Origin of the sequence: Gluconobacter sp. R75690, assembly GCF_015244525.1 — a bacterium.
Lineage (GTDB): Bacteria > Pseudomonadota > Alphaproteobacteria > Acetobacterales > Acetobacteraceae > Gluconobacter > Gluconobacter potus.
Genome location: NZ_JABCQB010000013.1, coordinates 79,818 through 99,891, shown reverse-complemented (window position 1 = coordinate 99,891; position 20,074 = coordinate 79,818). Strand labels below are relative to the sequence as shown.

Here is a 20,074-nt window from a genome sequence, read left to right as displayed (position 1 = left end):
AAGCCGTGACGTAGTCGTGGACCTCATAAGCTCAGCTCCCGGGCAAGAGCAGAGCGGGGTATTACGCCGTATAACGCGCTTTCCCGCCCACAATCGTGGACAGTGTGGACATGCTGTTAATCTGCTCGAATGGAATGGTAAAAATATTTTTGTCCAGAACAACAAAATCAGCCAGAAATCCTGGCAGGATCCGCCCCATCCTGTTCTCGGAAAAACCCGCATAAGCGGCTCCGATCGTATATCCGCTCAGCGCCTGAAGCAAAGTCAGCTTCTGCTCTGGCATCCACCCACCGGGATTTTTTCCGTCCAGCGTCTGACGCAGGACAGCAGCCTGAATCCCTGTGAAAGGATCAAGAGGCGCCACAGGCCAGTCAGACCCGCAACAGAACCGCGCGCCCTGATCAACAATCGAACGATAGGCGAAAGTTCCCTTCAGACGCTCGGGACCAACACGCCGAACAGCCCAGCGACCGTCATCAATCGCATGATAGGGCTGGATCGAGGCGATGACATTTTCCTTTTTGAAGCGCCCGATATCCGCAAGCTGAAGGCTCTGGGCATGCTCCATGCGAAAGCGCCGGTCCCGTGGACCATTCCGGTCACTGACGGTCTGGAAAATATCGAGTACGTCATGCGTGGCCTGATCACCAATCGCATGAATCGCCACCTGAAAATTGTGCCGATCAGCAATCAAGGTCCATTCCAGCAGATCCCTGACCGGATGGACGCGCACACCGCGCGTGGAACGGTCATCATTGTAAGGCTGCTGGAACAGAGCACTCCGTGATCCCAAAGACCCGTCGGCCAGCGCCTTCAGACCACCCCATCTGACCCAGTCGTCCCCCCAGCCCTGTTCCTGCACCTGACGCAACAGGCGTTCCCAGTCCGGCAGGGGCACCATGGAATAGAAGCGCAGATTGGTCTCACCCTGCGCCCGCAGACGCATCAGGCTCTCATGGGTCCGCCAGTCAATTTCGGGACAATGGACCCTGGTGACGCCCTTGCTCAGCCCCAGCGCGATACCCCGTCGCATGGCATCGTCAATTTCGAGAGGCGAATAGGCCGGGATCACGGCTTCAACCAGTGTCTTGGCCGTGTCTTTCAACAGCCCGGTCGGTTCACCATTCCTGTCGCGAACAATGACACCCCCGGCAATATCCGGCGTATCCCGGTTGATCCCCGCAAGCCGCAGGGCAGCGGAATTCAGCAACAGCATGTGCAAATCATAGCGGGACACTGAAACCGGAACATCGCCCGTCACCTTGTCGAGCCAGCTCCTGTCCGGAAGCGCCCCACCCCACTGGTCCGCATCCCACCCGGTTCCCAGAACCCAGTGCCCTTTCGCAACAGTCCGCGCCCTGGCGGCGATCTGATCGACCATCATCTGCGGAGTTTTCGCCCCCCGCAGATCAACCTCCGTCAACGCCAGTGACGCCAGGGAAAAATGCGTATGGCAATCCATCAGACCGGGCATGACAAACGCACCCTGCAGATCCACCACCCGTGTGCGCTTCGAAATCCGGGCTTTGACTGCCTCCGCGCCCACACACGAAACATGCTCTCCCGTGACACCAATCGCACTCATCGAGGGGGCAGCAGAATAGCCATCCCAGAGCATTGCGTTGATATAGGCCGTCTCGACACCTTCGCGCGAAGATGCCGCGATCGCAGGGAAACCCAGCACCGGAAGCGCACAGCCAACACCGGCACTCAGAAAGTCACGTCTCTTGAGCATGCGCCCTTTTCCTCCCGGGAGGGCCGCACCGTGCCCTCGAAGTCTGATATTTCAGGTTTTGTGAGTGTTTCAGATCTTAGAGATGCCAGTTCAGAGTAAAACCGACCAAACGTGGCGGAAGCAGGTAATACTGGTTCACAAGAGCGCTCCCGTTATCGTACCCCATGGTAATCCCATGGGAATTCCCCACGTTATTGACGTACAGACTGACACCGAACTGCCCCTGCTGGGTGTGGAAAGTTCCGGAAACGCGCAGATCAACCGTATTGTAATTTCCGGTCATCAGACTGTTCCCCAGCAACCCGGGCGCAGAGCCACGGTAGTGATGAATGACCGCAAATGTAGGCTCCATTGCAACATTCGGCACAGTATAACTCATGATCTCGCTGAACTGCCATTTCGGGCTGGACGCCAGTTGCGAACCTCCTGCAATGACACCACTGGATGTCGTAATCGACTGGTTTGTGTGGGCATCGTCATAAGTACCGTTGACCTTCAGGGTCAGACCGTCGATCGGGGTAATCCATGTAGCACTGAGTTCCGCCCCCCTGCTGACGGCCGATCCCACATTCGCACCATAAGTCAGACCATCCCCACGCAGAAGCCGGGCCTGCATGTTGCTCCAGTCGATCCAATAGAGGGTGGGCTCCAGCAGCAGGTGATGATGAAACAGATTCAGACGTGCCCCGACTTCATAGTTCATGAGACTGTCGGATTTTGTTCCCATCGGCGTCGGATAGGCCGCATTGTAAATAACGGAGTTGGGGGTTCCGAACCGGTATCCTTCCGAGAACAGGAAATAGAACATCATGGCCTTGTTGGGCTCATATCGGAGTGCGACTTTTGGCAATGCACTGGTCTGGGACGTCGAGGACGCGGCACGATGAAGCGATGTGCCGTAATCGGCATAGGCAATATAGCCTGGTGTTTCGGTCGAAGCCGTTTCAGCCGCATTGAACACGCGTGCCCCGCCCGTCAGCGTCAGACCTTTCAGCAGTGTGTAGGAAAACTCCCCGAAAATCGATTTTTCGGTTCCATCATAATTGGCCGTTCCCCAATACCAGCTATCAGATCCCTGCGTCAGGGAAGAAGCAACCGATGATCCGTACAGACCACTGAGATAGGAACTGACTCCCGCAGTCGAAACATTGTCTTCAATCCGCTTCCATGTCTCGTAATAGGCCGCGCCCAGCAACCAGCTGAAACGACTGTGTCCCCGCGATGCAAGCCGTACTTCGTAATACATGGATTTACTATCGCCCGTTTCATTGAGCGTCGTGTTGCCTCCCCCCATGGAGGTTCCGTAATAGGGTGTATAATCCGTCGTCGCATTCTTGCCTTTGCGCAGGAAGGCGCCCATCGCGCTCAACGTGGCAAAAGAGAAATCATGATCGTATCTCAACTCGTGCATCTGGACCTGGGTCCGCAGTGGCTCCTCGATCTGACGAGACTTCTGATAGTCAGGCATGGCTATCAGTGAATACGGATCATCCGAAATATCGGAACTCTGGGCCAGATATGTATAGGCCAGCTTGTCCACATCCGTAGGTGTCCACACCACGCTGACACGGGCATTGCGCGTATAGCTGGTGTTCGTATTCGTGCCGATACCCCGATTGGTAATGTATCCCGGGTCCTGCCGGTAATCCAGCACACCACGCACGGCCAGTTTCCCCTTGATGATGGGAATATTGAACATGCCTTTTTCAGCATAGCCCACTTCATGCCCCGGCATCCCGACGATCGATGATTGCGCCGCCGCATCGATCTTGCTGGAATCAGCCTGATTGGGAATATAATCGATGGCCCCACCCAGGGTCGCCGAACCGAACAGCGTACTCTGTGGTCCCCGAAGCGCCTCGACACGGGCAACGTCGAACGTATCGATATCGGGCACAGCAATCGCAAAACCCGGCTCGGCAAGAGGAATATCATTCAGGAAATAGCCGGTTGTCCCCTGCCCCTGATCCAGACCGGCCGTCGTTGCAATACCGCGGAAGGTAATGGTCGAAAGACCGGGAAGGGACTGGTTGAAAGTCGCGCCCGGAACCTGTGAAATATAATCCGCGTAAGACTGCGCACCGATCTTCTGCAGGAACTGCCCCGAAAGAACCGTCACGGAGTTCGCAACGTCATGGGTGGACTGACGCCGGCGTTCCGCCGATACCGTAATCGTTTCAAGACCTCCCTGTACATCCGCGGGATCGGTTGCAGGCCGGTGAGGCACCAGAACCGTTGCTGGATGGCCGGACGCTTTGGACGGCGTTTTCGAACCATGCGCTACGGGCGGAAGATCCTGCGCCAGCACAGAGACCGGAGGCGCGAACACCGCCGTCATAAGAGCCAGACGCAGGGCGCTCATGCGCCCGGAACAGAGACTGGTCACCCGAACATTTCTAAGCTCATGTACACGCATTTCTGGGAACCCTGAACCTGAGTTGAAGATGTTTGACGATTTTTATTTCGAGCAACGAACAATCAGAGATAACGCTGCAGCCAGGAAAGAACCTGTTGCTGGACATCAATCTCGGTATCCATCCCGACACTGCCCCCGAACCAGTGAGGCGCAGCAGGATAGTGAACAAGGCGCACCGGCTTCCCCTGTTCATGCAGTGCGGCATAGAACAGGCGGCTCTGGACAGGAGGAACACGGGCATCTGCATTGCCGTGCAGCAGAAGAACGGGAACATTGACCGCACTGGCAAAGGACAGGGGCGAATGAGCCGCATAATCCACCCGGTGCGTCAGCGGATCACCAAAATAAGGAGAAATGAAACTGAAACCGACATCCGTTGCCACGGCCATCGTTTCAAGATCCGAAATTCCGGCACCTGCAATAATAGCCCTGAAACGATCATTATGACCGGCCGCCCACATTCCCATGAAGCCGCCATAGCTCCATCCTCCCAGAGCCAGATGCCCGGGATCGGCGACCCCCTCATGCTCAAGCATGTCTACGCCTGCAAGGATGTCCTGATAATCCTGCCCACCCCAGTCTCCGCGGTTCGCCACGGTAAAGGCTGTATCCCCGCCTTCGGACCCACGGGGGTTCGGCATGAAGACCGCAATGCCATGAGACGCCAGCATCCGGGCCCAGTTATGCCACGATCCCAGCCAGCCATCATACCAGGCTTCCAGCGGGCCGCCGTGAACCTGAACGAACAACGGAAGAGGCTTGCGAGGCGACACATGAGGCGGCAGGACAAGGATCCCCTGAAGATCCAAGCCGTCCCGTCCTTTCCAGCGAACCACCCGCTCTTCACCCAGATCCCAGTGAGCCACCTCCGGATTGGTATCCGTCAGAACATGCCCGTCAGCCCCATGATAGAGCCAGACCTCCCCCGGCTTCTGCCGGGTTGACGCCACGACCGCAATATTGCCGGCCCGGTCCTGTGAAAAGCTGAAGATTTCACCCTGCAGGGTCGCAAACGGCTCAACGCGGTCATCTGCCGTCGCGACATGCGCCAGAGACGTGTCCAGCCCCCGGAACCCCAGCACCGTCAGTCCCCTGCCATCCTGATCCCAGACTGCCCGCAGGATGGCGCCGCCCCAGTCGGCTCCTACAGGATGCCGTACACCACTCGCGAGATCATAACGCGCGACATGGCCGCCGATCCCGTTATCCGCGAAATAACCATACAGGAGTTGCTGGCCATCCGGAGAAAAGGACGGATGCACAGCCGTGGCCCGCCCCGGCAATGTCTGAAGATGCTCGCCATCCACGGCCATGACCGAGACGACGGAACGGTACCAGAAATAATCGAGCCCACCTTCCTGTCCCGTCCGAAGAACCAGACGCCGGTCATCAGGCGCCCAGTCCACATCGAAGATGAATGGCGCAGACACCGGAACTTCCCGCGCCGTCATATGCGCCAGATCCACGATGAACAGATGGGACGCACCACTGGCACCTTCCACCTGACTTCCATTCTCCTGCGGAACAGGCTTTTCCCTGGTAATAACCGCAATGAACCGCCCGTCAGGCGCCCAGCGATATGTAACCGGACTGCCCTTCATGCCTCCCACAGGGATTGCAGTCGCATTCCAGGGCCTTGCGAGAACCAGCTCCGCTTCTCCGGATGCCTTTGCCTTTCGCAACAGGGCCAGGCTCTTCCCGTCCGGAGACCAGCGGGCTTCATGATCGCCAGCCAGGCTTCCGGGCAGCTTCATGGCAGGACGATGCCCGTCGGTCGCCACCTCCCACAGAACCGGAGGGGTTGGCCCCTCTTTCCTTGCGGGATCGACACGCATGTAAACAACCATGCTGCCATCCGGCGAAATCTCGGCATCCGTTACACTACGCAGCGACGCGATGTCCCGGGGCGTGATTTCTTGGGGTGTAATCCCTCCGGACGTCACCTCCCCGCCCGTTCCGGCCTTGCCAAAGGCGGAAGGAAGCGTCATGGCAGTCACCAGCAATCCGCAGACACCGGCTCGGCTCAGAACGCGCTGCAGATTTCTCCGTGCAGAGACGGATGTCCTGTTCGACAGGCCGTTGGCAGTCGTCATAAGCAAGGCAAACCAGCTCCCGGGTTAATGCACCGACCCTGTCAGAATGACCCCGGTCATTGGTTTACCAGAACATCCAGTTTTTACTTTTCAAAGGGTCCATTGCGACATCGTGATGTTCTGCACGGGACCAGCCGGTATTATTTTTCAGGAAATACCGCTGGCTTTGCCCATCCGGAGAAGAGCCTGCCGCGCCTCGGCCTCCGTCATGCTCGCAAAACCCACACGCAGCCCCGTTACGGCCTTCCCCGCAGCAGCATAAGACTCCGAAGGCGCGAAGCGCAGGTTCATGGATGCCGCGTTCTCTTCCATCCGCTTGAGACAGGCCGGATCCACAAACCGTATCCAGAACGCCAGTCCCCCCTGAGGCTTTGCAAACGTGACATGATGACCGAATATCTCATGCAGCATCACAGCAAAGGTATCCCGCCGACGGGCATAGATCCGGCCGGCCTTGCGCGCGTGGCGACGCAGCTCGCCCTCCTGGATCAGTGTGGAAACCGCTGTCTCGGTAATGACATTCCCCATCCCGTCCAGCAACGAGACATGATGAGCCAGCGCCTCGATCATCGGCGCAGGCGCCACAACATAACCCAGCCGGAGAACAGGAAGAGCGAGCTTCGAGAGCGATCCCACATAAACGACATTTTCCGGCGCGTAACTCGCCATCGGAAGCAGCGGCTGGGAATGGAAATGGAATTCGTGGTCGTAATCATCTTCAAGGATGGCAAACCGGTGATGCCGAGCCAGCTCAATCAGGCGCAGCCTGCGTTCCGGACGCAAAGACACCGTCGTCGGAAACTGATGATGAGGCGTCAGGAAAACGAGAGACACGCGTTCGCGTTCACAGAGCCGGGCCAGTGCGTCCACATCCGCGCCATCCTCATCCAGCCCGATACTGACCACCCGCGCGCCAATGGCGCGGAAAACCATGACGGCCGGCTCATAGGTCAGATCCTCGACCACAACCGTATCGCCTGGCCGCAGAATGGTCAGCGCTGCCAGAAAGATCCCATGCTGGCTGCCGCGGGTCAGACAGACATTCTCAACACCGATCGAAAGCCCCCGCTACGTCTTGAGCATTGCCGCGATGACTTCCCGCAGTTCCAGTGAACCACGCGGATCTCCATAAGACAGGGTATTACTCCGCGACAGGCGTGTCATCGCGGTGCGGTAAGCACGCGCCAGAACATCCGGCGGAAACAGCCGTCCGTCCGGAGACCCCTCATCAATCTTGTACGCATTCCTTTCCTTCGGAACGGCCAGTGGCCGCCCGGGAGGAGCCTTGAAGTCATAGAGCGGCGTATTGGCATCCGGAACCGGCCCCTCACCGGAGCCGACGTCCGGAACCGGCGGACGCAGCCCCAGAGCATCAGAGACTTTCGTGCCGCTCGTCCCGGCACTCTCGATCCAGCCCTGGGCGATCAGTTCGTCATAGGCAAGTACGATCGTCTTGCGATTGACCGAAAGCAGTTGTGCCATTGCACGCGTACTCGGAAGAAACTCTCCGGAAACCAGCCGCCCGCGCTCAATATCATGCACGATCGCGTTGGCGATCTGGATATAGATCGGCAGCGGTGACTCATGATCGAGCCGAACATCCAGATGCATCCGCCATGGACGAAGCATATCCGGTCTCCTCCCTGATGGAACAACATCCGGAACAGTCCTATCATCGGCCAGTTTTCTTCCCAAGAGGGATTGAATGGTCCCGTATTAATATGAAAACTGGCTCTTGCATGACATTGTCGAAGCGACAAACCTGATATCGCGCCTGTCACCTCATGGTTTTCATGACCTGAGCCCGTGGCACAAGCCAGACAATTACAATGAATCAGACGGCTAGTATTGATGATCAATCCCGCTCTACAGCTTGTGCATGACTATCCACTGGCCGCGATCACAGGAGTTTCCGTTCATCCGGGCCAGCCGATCCACGTGCCGCTGGTTGCGCAGACGGAAGGATGTCCGGAACGGATGGTTTCGCTCATTGGCCACATGGCAAAACGCAACATCTCTCCCCGGGCACTTCAGGAACCACAGGACGTCGGTGTCCTGTTCTGCGGACCCGACAGTTACATCACTCCCAACCTCCTGACGGATCGTTCCTGGATTCCGACCTGGAACTACGCCCGTCTCTTCGTTTCAGGCCGGATCACCTTCTCTCCTGAACTGACACAGCAAAGCCTGGAAATCCTCATCGCGGAAATGGAGCGCAACCAGCCCGCGCCCTGGAGCATGAAAGAAGCCGGTAGCCGGACCGAATGCATGAAAGAACACATCATCGGCTTCTCCATCGAAAACCTGACCCTTCACCCCACCTTCAAACTTGGACAGGACGAACAGGACCCCGTCTTCGCGCAGATCGTTCAGAAGCATGAGGACAGGGTCCTCGTGGAATGGATGAAAAGGATGCGGACAGGCGGCAGTGAACCGCGCCAGGATCAGGACAGACCTGCCTGATCGCCTCACGGCAATGAATATCTGCCTGTTTTCCCGCCCTACCGGCACGGAACACACCAAGGCCCTTGAATTTTCACTCCCAATCCATGAGGATTCTTTGTAACGAAACATGGATGGTTTCTTCATGACCCGATTGACAGCAATGTCATCAAGCTCGTGAACATACCGGGCATGGAGGAATTTTCGGTGGACGCAGCACAGGACCCTATCGTTGACGACGCTGACACCGCGCCGCCTGTGAAAATGCCGCTCCTGCAGGTCGCCATGCAGGAAGCCGTCAACGCAAGCCTGTGGGAAAACAGCGTTCCCATCCTTGAGGAACTCGCTTTCGACAACCAGACCGATCACGATTATCCGGTCGTTGAAATTGCCATCAGCAGCGAACCCCCATTTCTCATGCCCCGGTCCTGGATGTTGCAGCAGGTCGGCGCCGGGGAGTTGCGTGTCCTGAGCGATCGCGATCTCACGCTCGACGGCCCCCTGCTCTCTGCCCAGACCGAAGCCTCGAAAGCCGTCGTCACCCTGGTCGCCCGCGCCGGGGAGCAGGAACTGGCGAGAACGACCCGCGATATCCGGATACTCGCCCGCAACGAATGGGGTGGCCTGTCCGGCATTCCCGATATTCTTGCCGCCTTCGTCCTGCCGAATGACCCGGCCATCGCCCGCATCCTGCGCAATGCCTCCGACATCATGCGCCAGGCCGGGCAGTCCCCCTCCCTTGAAGGCTACCAGGGAGACAAGACACGGGTTTGGGCGCAGGCACAGGCCATCTGGTGTGCGATCTGCAGCCTTGACATCACCTATATCAACCCGCCCGCGTCGTTCATCGAACACGGTCAGCGCATCCGCCTCCCAACGCAGGTTCTCGATGAACGTCTGGCCACCTGTCTCGACACCACCGTCCTGTTTGCCGCCTGTCTTGAAGCCATCGGTCTGAGACCATTGATCGTCCTGACACGAGGACACGCATTCGCCGGCCTGTGGCTTTCCCAGCAGGATGCAGGATCATCGGTCGTCCAGGATCTGCCGGGCATCCGCAATCGCCTGAAACTCGATGACCTGCGTGTCTTCGAGACAACGCTGGCAACCGCGGCCCGCAAGCCCGGCTTCACTGCCGCCTGCGAACACGGAGAGGCCAGACTTCGGGATATCAGCGACGATGACGAGGAAGAATTCCGTGAAGTCATCGATATCCACCGGGCGCGCCTGCGCCGCATCTTCCCCCTTTCCACGCCCCCAACGCCTTCGGACAGCAGTGAAGAGACCGCTACGCCGGAGACCTCCGAACTGCCGTTGTTCGAGGCTCCTCCCGTCCTGCGGGAAGATCGGGAAGAAGAACGCCTCCCGGATCGCCCGGCCGACCGCGTACAGCGCTGGTGCAACCGCCTGCTCGACATGTCGGCACGCAACCGCCTGCTGAATCTGCCCAGATCGGACCGCCAGCTGATCGAACTCGACTGCCCGGACCCGGCGGCCCTTGAAGACATGGTTGCCGAGATGCGGGCTGGCGGCACCGCCAGGCCGCTCCGTTTCGTCTCCGCACCCGGTCTCATGGACGACGACGATCCCCGCAACAGGGCGCTCCATCAGGGCCGCCACCATGAAGACGCTTCCCGCGCCTATGCGCGGGAAGCCCTCGCACGCCGCGAAATCGTCGTCCAGCGCAAGGAAGACAAACTCCAGACCGCACTGACCGAAATTTACCGTCACGCCCGAAGCGCCGAGCAGGAAGGCGGCACGAACGTCCTCTTCCTGACCATCGGCGCCGTGGCATGGACGCCCGAAAACAAGGCCAGACCCTATCTCGCGCCCCTGATCCTCGTTCCCGTCATCCTTCAGCGAGCCAGCATCAGATCGCCGTTTACCCTTCGCGCGCACGGCGATGAAACCCGGATCAACACGACGCTGCTCGAAATGCTGCGTGCGGAATACGATATCCGCATCCCCTTGCTCGAAGGAGACGCCCTCCCGGAAGACGATTCCGGGCTGGACGTCCCGAAAATCATCGAAGCGTTCCGTCTGCATCTCCGTCACATCCCGGGCTGGGAAATCCGCGAACATGTCAGTCTGACCACACTCAGCTTCGCGAAGTTCCTGATGTGGAAAGACCTGCTCGAACGACGGAACCAGCTTGCCACCAATGATGTCGCAAGCCGCCTCCTGAATGGCGTCAGGGACGCTGAAGAGAACGGTGTGTCCCGGTCCCCGGGTTTCGACGCGTCCAAGGACCTCGACGATGCCCTGGCAAAAGCCGATCTCGTATGCCCGATGGAGGCAGACTCCTCGCAGCTCAAGGCGGTGGCCCGCGCAGCCGCAGGTGAGAACTTCGTCCTGATCGGCCCTCCCGGTACCGGCAAGAGCCAGACCATCGGCAACATCATCGCCAACACCCTGGCACAGGGCCGCACCGTCCTGTTCGTAGCCGAAAAACGGACAGCTCTCGAAGTCGTCCGGGCCCGTCTGGCAAAACTGGGCATCGCGGAATTCTGTCTGGACCTGTTTTCACCCAAGGCCAGCAAGATGGCGGTCCTGCAACAGTTCCAGACCGCCCAGGCTGCTCTCGAAGACTTTCAGCCCGACGAATATACCCGCACGAAACAGATCCTCGACAGCCTTCGCACCGAACTCAACGCCTATGTCCGTGACCTTCATACGGTGCGACGCAACGGCTGGACACCCTATCGCGGGATCGGTGTTACCCTCCGTGCCCAGGAGGCTTCCATCGTCCGCATCCCCCTCGAATGGGCCAATGCGGACACCCATTCGAAAACCGATTACGACAGCCTCGTCCAGGCTGCTGAAGACCTCGCCACACTTTACGCCCGGATCGGTGACGTGGTGGTCTCTCCCCGTCTGGCAGGCCTCGAACAGACGGACTGGTCCCCCCTCTGGGAAGCCAGACTGCTCGACGCGGTCAATGCGACACGCGCCGCCCTTGCGGCCCTGCGGGATGCCACTCAGGAGGTCATGAAAGCTCTCGCCCTCAGACCGGACGACCAGTCGTTCCTGCGGCTCACGCAGATCGACGCCCTCTGCGCCCATCTGTTACAGCCCCATGCCACAGCCTGGGCCTTCGGCGAAACCGCACAGGACATTCGGGACGCCGTGCTGGAAGAACAGAGTCCGATTGCCCGCCACCGCGCGCTGAGCGAGGATCTGTCCGCCCGGTGGAAGGACAGCATCCGGACGCTCCCGCTTCCCGACATCCTGTCTGAATGGCGCACGACGAAGGAAAAATGGCTGCTCACGCGCTCCATGGGCCACAAGGCGATCCGCAAACGGCTCGCCCCCCATGCCATCACCCTGCCCGAAGACTGCGAAAACGATCTCGCCGCGCTGGCCGAGCGTGAGGCCATCGTCGGGAAGCTGGAAAATGCGCCCCACAAGGCCAGCATTGGCCCGATGTGGTATGGTCTGGAAACCGATTTCGATCAGATCAACGCGGCCTTCGAATGGGGACAGCAGGCCAGAAGCCGCCTTGCCGGCTGTACGGCTGATACGGCCGAGCTTCTCTCGGCGAGGGCCCATCTCAGGACATTGCTGGCGGAAGGCCAGGATCTTCTGGCGCCCGGCGGAACCGTTCATGCTGCCGTAACCCGCTACAGAACCACATTCGCAGCGCTCGAAGCCGCCATGGCAACGCTGGGCACATGTAGCGCCAGCGACATCGGCACGCTGGCTGATCCCAGGGCCCCGAACTGGCCGGAACAGACAGATGAAAGACTGCACGGCTGGAAGGACGCCACGCGCGAACTGCGGGACTGGTGCTCCTGGCGACGTGCCTGCCATCACGCCGCACAACTCGGTCTGACCCCCTTGGTCAATGCGATCGAACACGGCATGGTCGCGCGCGACGACGTGCTGCCCGTTTTCGAAGCAAATTACGCACGCTGGTGGACCATGCACGCCGTCAGCGATTCTACCTTGCTGAGCGGTTTCGTGGCTGCAACCCACGAAGGACGCATTATCCGGTTCCGGGAACTCGACGAAAAACTCAAAACCCTCGCCACACGCCTGATCCGTGCCCGCCTCGCAGGACGCATCCCCGGAGAAGCCGCCCGTCAGCATGATCCTGAATACAAGGTCCTGACCCGCGAAATCGCCAAAAAATCCCGACACCTGCCCGTGCGCCAGCTGGCCGAAAAGATGCCCGGCGCATTGCGGACACTGACGCCATGCCTCATGATGAGCCCACTGTCGGTTGCGCAATACCTGCCAGCCGATGCCGCTCCTTTCGACCTCGTCATTTTTGACGAGGCTTCCCAGATCGCGACATGGGACGCGATCGGTGCGATCGGCCGGGGCAGACAGGTTATCGTCGTCGGTGACCCGAAACAGCTGCCACCCACGGATTTCTTCGCCTCCGGCAAGGCGTCCGACGACGCTGCCCCATCCGACGACATGACGGATCTTGATTCGATCCTCGACGAATGTCTCGGGGCTGGCGTTCCGGCCATCAGTCTGGAATGGCATTACCGCAGCCGTCATGAAAGCCTGATTGCCTTCTCCAATCAGGCCTATTACGGCGGCGATCTCGTCACCTTCCCCTCTCCCGTCACATCCGATCAGGCCGTTTCGTTCCGCTTCGTGCCGAAAGGCATTTACGAACCCGGCCGGAATGGATCACACACCAACCCCATGGAAGCCCGCATGGTGGTCGCCGAGGCCCTGCGGATCATGCGCGACGGACGTGACCGCTCGGTCGGCGTGGTCACTTTCAACGGTGAACAGCAGAAACTGATCATTGATCTTCTTGACGCGGAAGTCCGGAAAGACCCGTCCCTCGAAAGATTCACCGGCGAACAGGCCCCCGAACCCCTTCTCGTCAAGAACCTGGAAAACGTACAGGGTGAAGAGCGCGACGTGATGCTGTTCTCCCTCACCTACGGGCCAGACATCACGGGCAGGATTTCCATGAATTTCGGCCCTCTGAACCGCGATGGCGGCGAACGTCGCCTCAACGTGGCCATCACCCGCGCCCGTGAGCAGTTGATCGTGTTCGGCTCCCTCCGTGGAGACCAGATCGCGATCGAGCGGACACGCGCCACTGGTGTCCGCGACCTCCGCCGCTTCCTCCTGTTCGCAGAACGCGGCGCCACGGCGCTGGCTGGTGCCCATGAAGGATCCGTCGGCGGTTACGACAGCATCTTCGAAATCGAGGTCGCAGCCATGCTTCGGGCAAAGGGCTGGGACGTGACAACCCAGGTCGGCGTCTCCGGTTTCCGCGTGGATCTCGGTATCGTCGACCCCGATCTGACCAGTACCTTCCTCGCCGGCGTCGAATGTGACGGTGCAACCTATCACCGCAGTGCCACAGCCCGCGATCGCGACCGCCTGAGACAGGCCGTGCTCGAAAATCTCGGCTGGAACATCCTGCGCATCTGGTCCACGGACTGGTGGACCAACGCCCCCCGCGAAGTCGAGCGGATCGATCGTGCGCTGAACGTCTTTCTCGAAGACGCCCGTCAAAAACGCGCTGAACAGGCTGAACGCGACCTGGCTGTCGCCGAAGCCGCCCTGCCTCCCGAAACCCCTCTGGAAACAGACCAGCAGGACCGTCCCCCCGCCGGGGAGCCCTCTTCCCCCGAGGCCGCGGCATCAGAACTCTCGCCTGCCCCTGTGAGAACGGCCGAACCCCTGTATGCCAGAGCACCAGACGCAGTCACCGCTCCCACAGACCATGATCCGGCCCTGACAGCCGACCCATCACGCTTCACCCAGGAAGATTATCTCCCGACCCTGACGCAGCTGATCGCCCGTGCGGTCGATAGGGCGGGGGTCCTGCGTGAAGATCTTCTCATCCAGACCATTTCACGGGAGCACGGTTTTGCCCGTGCAGGCCGTGAAATCCGCGAACGCATCCAGCGCGCCATCCCGACCGCACTGGGGCGCACCGAAGAAAATGTTGGCACATTCCTGTGGTCAATGCGGCTTCCGGTCGCCGCACGTCTTCCCCTCACGGCACTGACTTCCGAGAGGACCATTGATCCAGCCCTGGTCCCTCTCCCGGCCCTCGTGGACCTCGCCTGTCGCGCCATCGCCATCGACTGTCCCGACGAAGACGCGATCACCCGCATGCGTGATGCCTGCGGCATGAGCCGCATGGGCCAGACAACCCGCACCCGCTTCGCCGAAGCCCTGAGGGAAGCACGTCTCGTGAACGGCGGAAGCCCCGACAGACCTTCCGCATGACCACAGGCGATCCCATGCCGTACTGAAAATCGTTCAGAAAGAAAAACTGGCCGAGAAATTGGCCGTCGCACCAGACCCGACAAACAGCACCGTATCGGCATTGGACCAATACCGGGTATTGGTAACGTTATTGCCATTTGCCCGGAAAGTTACAGTCTGCCCCGATGGAAGCTGCAAACGGTAATTGGCACCAAGGCTGAGCGTTACATAATCCGGCACATAGGCACGCCCCAGACTGTCCGCGGAACGTCTGCCCACATAATAGACACCTGCATTCAGGCCCAGATCAGGCAGAAAATCCGGTCTGTATTCCGCAAAAGCAGACAGGGCATAATCCGGCACACCGATCACCGATTTCCCGTTCTGCGCGGCATTCCCGGTCTGCGCCTGCACGGCATGCGTCCATGTTCCTGAAACGGAAATGGAGAGTTCATGCGTGACACTCCCCTGTACGGACAATTCCACGCCCTTATGAATGGCCCAGCCGTTGACAACATAGACATTGTCCTGATTGGCATAGGCAAGCCCACGATCAATATGGAAATAGGCCAGGGAAATCAGGGCCTCCTTGATCTTGTACCGCGCACCGAACTCATACTGGCTGCTCGTCACCGGCGACAGGATGGTCCCTGCGTTGACTGCGCTGTCAGGTGCGGTTCCGGCACTTTCCAGCCCCTGGATATAACTTCCATAAAGGCTGCTCTGCTTTGTGGGCCGAATAACCAGACTCCCGATCGGCGTCACTTTCTTGACGGTATAATCACTGTTGGTGTGCGGCGTATACGTCTCATAAGTTTCGTAACGCACGCCTCCGATCAGAGTAAAATATTTCAGGAATTCGGCCCGGTCCATCATGTAATAGCCGGTATCCGTATTGGTGCTTCCATAGGTTTCGGTAGACCCCGTCGCAGACAATGCGTCAAAATCCATATCGATGGGATTATAGATATTCTGCCTGAACGATTTATAATTTGTACGGTTCTGATCATCCTGAACCTGTGCATTCCGGTTATAGCCAAAAAGCAGTTCATGCCGGATGAAACCGGTTTTGACAGACCCGGACAGTTCGGTACGAACATTCAGATTGTAATAATCCTGGTCGCCCGCATAGGTCGTCGTGTTTGTGCCCCATCCTGTCGCCAGATCAACATTGGAAACATTGGAAATGGCACGCTGACGCCGCGTCCGCGCTATTCCGCCCTCGACCCGAAACGCCCAGTCTTTCCAGATCGCGTAATCCATGCGTCCGAGAACATTCGTCGCCCAGGCATTGTACGGCGCGTCCTTGGCAGCATACCGGTTATGAATGGACGGGATCCGGGGAAGCGTAATCTGCCCGTCAACAGCAGCGGGTACCGTAATACCGCCAGGTTCATAAGTTTCTTCCTTGGAATGCTCAATATCCAGCTTGAAAGACAGTCGGTCGGTCGGGCGCCAGTCAAAAGCACCGCTCACAAGCCATCGATTGCCGGCAACACCATTAACAGTTGTGCCGACATTGCTGGCATAACCGTTGATCCGTGCGCCAAACTGCTTCCGTGTGCCAAACTCCCGCCCGAGATCAACGCCACCACCATAACTTCCCTGGCTGTCCCCCGTCAGGCTAACCACCGTAACCGGTCGGGAGCCGGCCCGTTTCGTCACGAAATTCGCAATGGCCGACGGCGTGGTAAAACCATAATACAGAGCGGAAACACCCTTGAGGACTTCAGCACGCTCCTTGTTTTCCAGCATGATCGGCGAAAGCGCGATAATCGGAAGCGTTCCATTGAGCCTGTAATTCGTGCGCGCCTGGATCTGGACACCTCTGGCCATGAAATTCGGGGCGGTAATCGGGCTCGTACTGGATGAAATAACCCCCGCAACATCACGCATCGCATCGGTAATGGTCTGGGCGCCCTGAGCATCCAGCAACGCACGGGTCAGGACCGTCACCGTCATGGGCGTGTCCATGATCGACTGGTTCCGGAAAGTACCGATCTGCACGACATCGGCATTGAATTTTCTGCTCGATCCTTTGACCTCAATGGATTCATCAAGCTGCCGTTCGGAAGCACCGGACACCGAAGGCTCACTCTTCGCCTGCACCTTGTCCTTCTTTTTATGCGCCTGATGTGAGTCGATCCTGTTTCTCTCCGAAACAGGGAGTTCTGCCGCCCGCACCTGCGAAACAGCAAATGCGCCGAAGACAATGCAACGCATAGTCCTCTGAAATTTCAGAAAAAAATCCTGGCGCACGGATGGGTGTGTCCCTTGAAGCTGATACAGTCGGGCACACATATTGATAATAATAGTGATTCGCAATAAAGCATTTTAACACAATGTCACGCTCCGCATCCCTGGGAACTGACAATTGTGCCAATAGCGGCATCAACCCCTGAACACCACGGAAGCACGGCATCCGTGGTGCCGTGATCCTGACTGCAAACTCCACTGAAAAAATTCCGGACAGGAAACAGATTCCGGTTATGGTCCAGCAGACATATCCGGGGGAAAGCCCCAATCCTTCCCCAGACAAACCGATCCCCTCAGTATTTCATGGCCACCGAGAATTTTACAACCTGAGGCGCTCCTTCAGCCAGAAGATCTGCACCCGTCGATGCCCAGTAACGTTTTCCGGTAATATTGTCGGCATTCACCCGAAACGTCATTTCATGACCGCTCACCATACGGTGGTATGACGTTCCCATGTTGAACAGGACATATCCCGGGATCCATGCCTGATTCAGGGCATCGATCGCACGGCGGCCAATATAGACGAACCCACCATTGAAGCTCAGACCCGGAATGACACGATCCATCTTGTAGTTCAGCGAAACGGATGCCGTATATTTCGGCGTATTTTCAACCCACCGCCCAACGACAGTAGGCGTATAGACACCGCTGGCCGATATGCTGCTTGGCGCTCCCGATATCTGCTTCGCATTCAGCGCCTGCCCACTGGCATAAATGGACAGGTCATCCGTCAGGTCGCCGGTAAGGCTGAATTCAAAACCCCGATAGCGCAGGCGCCCGTCCTCGACATACATATTCGCGCCGTTGACATAGGTTGACGCGCGATTGATGACAAAATACGCAACCTGAAAAAGAAGATTTTTAGTCGGCTGTATCTTGATACCTCCTTCTTCCTGCTGCGATTTCGCAGCAGGAAGCTGCTGCCCATAATTGACAGCCGTCGTCGGTGCACCCGGCGTTGATTCCAGCCCTTCGATATAAGTCCCATAGAGGCTCATCCATTTTATGGGCTTGATGATACCACCATAGGAATAGGTGATCGGCGTGGCATGGAACGTTCTGGCGCCATTGATCATTTCTTCCGTATAATCCGATTTACGGATCCCTCCCAGCAATTGCAGCCATTCACGGAACTTTATCCGGTCAAACGCATACAGGCCCTTGTCATTGATTCTGGTATTCGTGAACACGGAAGACTTGTAGGTGACTTCATCGATCGGATGAGGGTCCAGATAATCCTGGGTAAATGTCTGATTGACTGTCGAAGGGTTATACTGGTCACGCACATTGACCGACGCGCCGACCAGCAGTTCATGCACCAGAGGCCCCGTCCTGAACGTCCCGGCCACCTCAGCACGGGCGTTCCGGTTGACAGCCTCGTAATTCTGCTGATTTCCCACCGTCAGCACATTTTCTCCCACAACACCGGCCGCAGGATTTGTATTGATATTATTCGGGTCGAGATAATTGAAATGCCGGTCACGCCACAGCCAGGACTGCCCCCCACTCAGGGAGAAATTCCAGGCTTTCGTTATCTTCCAGTCCACCGTCCCCAGAAGATTGGTTTCCTGCGCCCTGTTCAGAGCCCAGTCCGGACCAAAATTGGTCCGCGGATCGATTAGAGGCGGCAGAGTAACCGACGGATAAGGGTCCGCCACCGTCGAGGTCGGCTTTTTCACGAAGCGGAAAATGCCCGGTTCATTTACCTCCTTGTAGATGTGCTCGATATCCAGCCGCATGGTCAAATTTTTGGTTGGCTTCAGATCAAATGCACCGGAAGTCAGGTAACGGCTTCCGAACGTATTATCGATACCAGAATCAACATCTGCATATAATCCATTGATCCGCGCGCCAAACATACCCCATGTCTGCCCGTAATCAATATGACCGCCACGGCCACCATTACTGTCGCCAACCCCATCAACTTCGAGATAGCGCTTCTGGGTCGGCCGTTTCATCGTCAGATTGATAATACCAGCCGGCGTCGTAAAACCATAATACAGTGCCGACGCGCCCTTTAATGCTTCAACACGATCCTTATCCTCAATGGGAATATCAATCAGGTTGATGATCGGCAGTATCCCGTCGAGACGGTAATTGCTCCTGTTGTCGACCGCAATTCCGCGAATGGCGAGGTTGCTGTAAACCGTTGGCGTGGTCTGCGACACGGTCACGCCTGCTGTATTCTGCAACACTTCCTGAAGGTTGCGGGCCTGCTGCGTTTCGATGACAGCACGCGAAATCACATTCACGGTCAGAGGCGTATCCAGCGCCTTGGCCCCCCGGAAGCTTCCTGCCTGAACGACATCGGTCCCGAAACGGTTTGCTCTCGTACCGGTAACCACAATGTTTTCCAAAACTGGCTCGGCACTGGCGGCGGTTCTGGCAGGCGGAGGCTTGACCTTGCTTGTCGGGGCGGTTGCCTGGGTAACCACCTGACCGTCATGGGCAGGCGGAATACTGGTCTGGCTCCATGCCATATCAACATAGAAGAGAGACATGCCTCCCAGGCTGGTGCTGGCAAAAGTCCTGTAAGCCCTGCTTCTAAACAGCATCGTAGATGCCCTCTCCTTCAGACCACCGGTTCATGACCCAACCGCCCGTCGGTTACGCCCTACGTCAGTGCGATTCCGATATGATATGAATGAAATGTTTTTTGTAAAGCGAAAGTGCAATTTTAGCTTTGCATCAGGGGCGATTCTTCACCAGGCAGGCCGACACTTCCTCATTCCAAAACGAAATCCCTTTTTGAGGGCATTCCCTTCGACCCACATATATTCAGTGAATTAAGTATTTATCTTGAAATAAGCTAAAAATTATTATTAAACCATAATAATTAAGGAGTTTATTTTACATACAAACGTGTATTGTTTATATATTTAATGAAATTAATTGGATATATGGAGATCAATATACTATACTTACATTACTCCAGAATCA

At 57.7% G+C, this 20,074-nt stretch carries 9 protein-coding genes; 2 read left to right on the top strand and 7 right to left on the bottom strand.

Annotated features, from left to right (window positions below; genetic code table 11):
* Positions 1–61: 61 nt before the first annotated feature.
* The 5 genes from HKD27_RS14040 to HKD27_RS14020 form a co-directional block, all read right to left on the bottom strand.
* Positions 62–1,735, bottom strand: coding sequence for an amidohydrolase (locus HKD27_RS14040; RefSeq protein ID WP_194689868.1), 1,674 nt, complete (start codon positions 1,733–1,735; stop codon positions 62–64).
* Positions 1,736–1,811: 76 nt separating this feature from the next.
* Positions 1,812–4,121, bottom strand: a complete 2,310-nt coding sequence (locus HKD27_RS14035; protein ID WP_194689867.1) for a TonB-dependent receptor — start codon at positions 4,119–4,121, stop codon at positions 1,812–1,814.
* Positions 4,122–4,213: 92 nt separating this feature from the next.
* A complete protein-coding gene (locus tag HKD27_RS14030; RefSeq protein ID WP_194689866.1) occupies positions 4,214–6,139 on the bottom strand; it encodes a S9 family peptidase in 1,926 nt (641 codons plus the stop codon).
* A 252-nt stretch (positions 6,140–6,391) separates the two neighbouring features.
* Positions 6,392–7,300, bottom strand: a complete 909-nt coding sequence (locus tag HKD27_RS14025; RefSeq protein ID WP_197436622.1) for a PLP-dependent aminotransferase family protein — start codon at positions 7,298–7,300, stop codon at positions 6,392–6,394.
* Positions 7,301–7,312: 12 nt separating this feature from the next.
* Complete coding sequence (locus HKD27_RS14020; protein ID WP_197436621.1) at positions 7,313–7,873, bottom strand: GntR family transcriptional regulator; 561 nt, start codon at positions 7,871–7,873, stop codon at positions 7,313–7,315.
* Positions 7,874–8,095: 222 nt separating this feature from the next.
* On the opposite strand from HKD27_RS14020, the gene HKD27_RS14015 reads away from it, so the two are divergent.
* Complete coding sequence (locus HKD27_RS14015; protein WP_194689865.1) at positions 8,096–8,707, top strand: FMN-binding negative transcriptional regulator; 612 nt, start codon at positions 8,096–8,098, stop codon at positions 8,705–8,707.
* Positions 8,708–8,878: 171 nt separating this feature from the next.
* Entirely contained in the window at positions 8,879–14,899 is a 6,021-nt protein-coding gene (locus tag HKD27_RS14010; protein WP_194689864.1) for a DUF4011 domain-containing protein, read from the top strand.
* A gap of 33 nt (positions 14,900–14,932) precedes the next feature.
* Here the strand turns inward: HKD27_RS14010 and HKD27_RS14005 are convergent, their stop codons facing one another.
* Both HKD27_RS14005 and HKD27_RS14000 read right to left on the bottom strand, forming a co-directional pair.
* Positions 14,933–17,101, bottom strand: coding sequence for a TonB-dependent siderophore receptor (locus HKD27_RS14005; RefSeq protein WP_194689863.1), 2,169 nt, complete (start codon positions 17,099–17,101; stop codon positions 14,933–14,935).
* Between the two features lie 326 nt (positions 17,102–17,427).
* Complete coding sequence (locus HKD27_RS14000) at positions 17,428–19,635, bottom strand: TonB-dependent siderophore receptor (RefSeq protein WP_194689862.1); 2,208 nt, start codon at positions 19,633–19,635, stop codon at positions 17,428–17,430.
* Between the last annotated feature and the right edge of the window lie 439 nt (positions 19,636–20,074).